This is a genomic window from Acinetobacter sp. UBA6526 (assembly GCF_002434875.1).
GTDB lineage: Bacteria > Pseudomonadota > Gammaproteobacteria > Pseudomonadales > Moraxellaceae > Acinetobacter > Acinetobacter venetianus.
This window is the reverse complement of the sequence record NZ_DJLC01000053.1, coordinates 1-2,626: the sequence shown is the minus strand read 5'-3', so window position 1 is coordinate 2,626 and position 2,626 is coordinate 1. Positions and strand designations below refer to the sequence as shown.

Annotated in this window: 2 protein-coding genes; both read right to left on the bottom strand. The window is 38.7% G+C overall.

The annotated features are described in order from the left end of the window. Window positions 1-588: 588 nt before the first annotated feature. Window positions 589-2,028 carry a sensor histidine kinase gene (locus B4237_RS03635; protein ID WP_286941438.1) on the bottom strand — a complete coding sequence of 480 codons (1,440 nt, stop codon included), beginning with the start codon at window positions 2,026-2,028 and terminating at the stop codon, window positions 589-591. Then, a partial coding sequence (locus B4237_RS03630; protein ID WP_286941436.1) for a response regulator transcription factor occupies window positions 2,012-2,626 on the bottom strand: 615 nt, incomplete at its 5' end. The genes B4237_RS03635 and B4237_RS03630, both read right to left, overlap by 17 nt.

Sequence of the window (2,626 nt, the reverse complement as noted above, 5' to 3'; positions counted from 1 at the left end):
AAAAGTTCAATCACTTCTATCAATTGTGAGCACGGTAATAAGTTGTCTATCCGTGATAGGAAAACCTCTTTATAGGGCTATCAGCGCTTGCTTTAGCTGACTACTGGCAATAATTAACTGTTGGCTCACGAGCAGTAGAGAATGTAACTTAACATGCAGTCATGATCTCACGTTAGGAACTTATTTGCATCTTCCCTAGTATCAATTGAATAACACTTTTATGCTGGTTCTAATTATTTCATCGATCTCGGAACATTGATTGAGACAGGTAACGTTAATCTATATTAGGATAACCTATTGTCAGCAAGTGTTTTTCAACAGTTTCTTGGTAGAACTCTGCAAAAAAATCGTAAAGTCATTTTATCGTTGTACGCCCAATGAGTTGAATGGAAGCATTGACTTGTTCCAGCAGCAATTATCCGTGACAAGGAACAGGTGGCCGAAAACTTTTTTGATCTCTACTACATACCAAATTCGAAAGCTAGGTTACGTTTCATTACCCTATTTTTATTCTCTTGCTAAGTCGCAGTCTCTCTTTTCAGGAGTGATATTAAGGCTAAGGTTACAGTAACTTAAGCCTGCCAAAGATTACGGACCAATAGTTTCATTTTTAAAAGTCAACAAAAACGATATGTCTTCTTCGGCGGTTTTGGTTACAGAAACTTCTGCACATACAGCGTCGCACAATGCATCTACTATAGAAAGACCTAGCCCAAAGTTATCTTCAGATGTTCTAGAAGCATCTTTTTGCCAAAGCGGTTCAAACATATGCTTTAGATCATCCTCATTAACCTCTGTCCCCACCTTATTTGTCACTCTGAGGTAAACATTACTAGAACTATTTACACCTAAGTTCACAAGTATTTCTGTATCAGTTTTTCCGTGTTCTATAGCGTTATCTATCAGATTACTTATTATCGATTCTACTGCAACGCGATTGCTCTTGACGCTTAACTGAAAATTGGAGCTAATCTCTACCTTAACATTTCTTGCTTCTTTTATCTGAATAAGTTGAGTTACTAATTTGTGGATATCTATCTCATCAGTTAGCTCTAGGGTCTTAAAACTATATTTTTGGATTAACATAAGGCCAGAAATAATATTTTTCATTCTTGTGCCTATTTGCAAAACACGTGGCTTAAAATCTTTTTCTAATCTTATTTCTCCTGGAAACTTAATTGCTACTTCAGTCATATTTATTAATTCAGAGACTGGTGTTTTTAGCTCGTGTGCGATATCCGAAGTCAACCTCTTCTCACGCAGGTAAAGCGAATAATTATCTTCAATAAAGTGATTCAAACTTTGGGTAATGGGTTCCAATTCCTCGACATTATTTTGAAAAGCTTCGTGTTTTTGCCTAGTGGTAAATCGTAGTCCTTTTATCTTGGCATTTAAGGCATCCAAGGGTGCCAGAGCATAAGCCACAGTGTTACGCACTGTAAATCGAACAACTAACGGCACGATAATTAATGCAAATAGAAAAGCACCATCGATAAACCACAACGTGAAATTTAACAATTCTGTAGATGTTGCGTACGCGATAACCATTGACGGGCGAGTATCGTTACCCTTGCCCATGACGCGATAAAATCCAGCTCTGTCTTCAGAATCAATCTGAGGTATATATCGAGTGTAAATTACCCGACCCGTACGGCCATCGGGCAGAGTAATATCCTGGAAAGAATATTCATCCAGGCCAATGCTGCTGAAAGGCAATTCATTGATGGTATAAAGCGCCAGAGTATCTGATTTTTCAAACGTTGAATCTTTGTACCAAAGTTGAAAATACTCGGGGGAAGATGTCCCTTCAAACTCAGGCAAATACTCACCTGCAAATTCGAATTCCACACCCTCGACATCTTCATTTACCAAGCTCTGAAGCACACCTACCTTTGCCTTCATAGCCTGGTTGAATTCTTGTTCGACCCAGGAATCAACGCCAATATCTGCTGCAAGTAAAACGGCAATGACTAACAGTGAAATAATAATAGAAAGTCTTCGTGTTAATGTTTTACGTATTGATTTCATTAGCTTCTACAACTCTGTAACCAAAACCACGTTTACTTTTAATGGGTAGAGACGCGCCGCTTTCTCTTACTTTTTTCCTTGCTGAGGAAAGGTGAGCTTCAATAGCATTTTTTGAGATATGGTCATAGCTTCCAGAAATAAATTCACTCAGCATTTCTGAGGTAACTATCTTGTGTCTATTGAGAAAAATACATTCAACAATTTTGTACTCATTCGGGGTCAGGTTGATAATGCCATTATTGTATGAAAGCGTTTTAAACTGGATATTGAGTGTCAAACTGTTGATAGTAACCTGGTCATTGAGACAATTTGCCGCACCTCTCCTCATCAAGCTAAGTAGTCTAGCAGTCAATTCGTCAAACGAGAACGGCTTAGAAAGGTAGTCGTCAGCACCTGCCAATAGCCCCGCTACCTTGTCTTCAGACTCAGATCGCGCAGATAAGATGATAACCTTTGTTTCTAAATGTCTTTTTCGTAACGTTTTAAGAATAGTCATACCGTCCAACTCAGGTAGCATCATATCAAGGATGATTATTTCGTAGCTACCAAGCAACGCCATACTCAATCCCTCAGAGCCAGTGCCAGCAGTATCGACTGA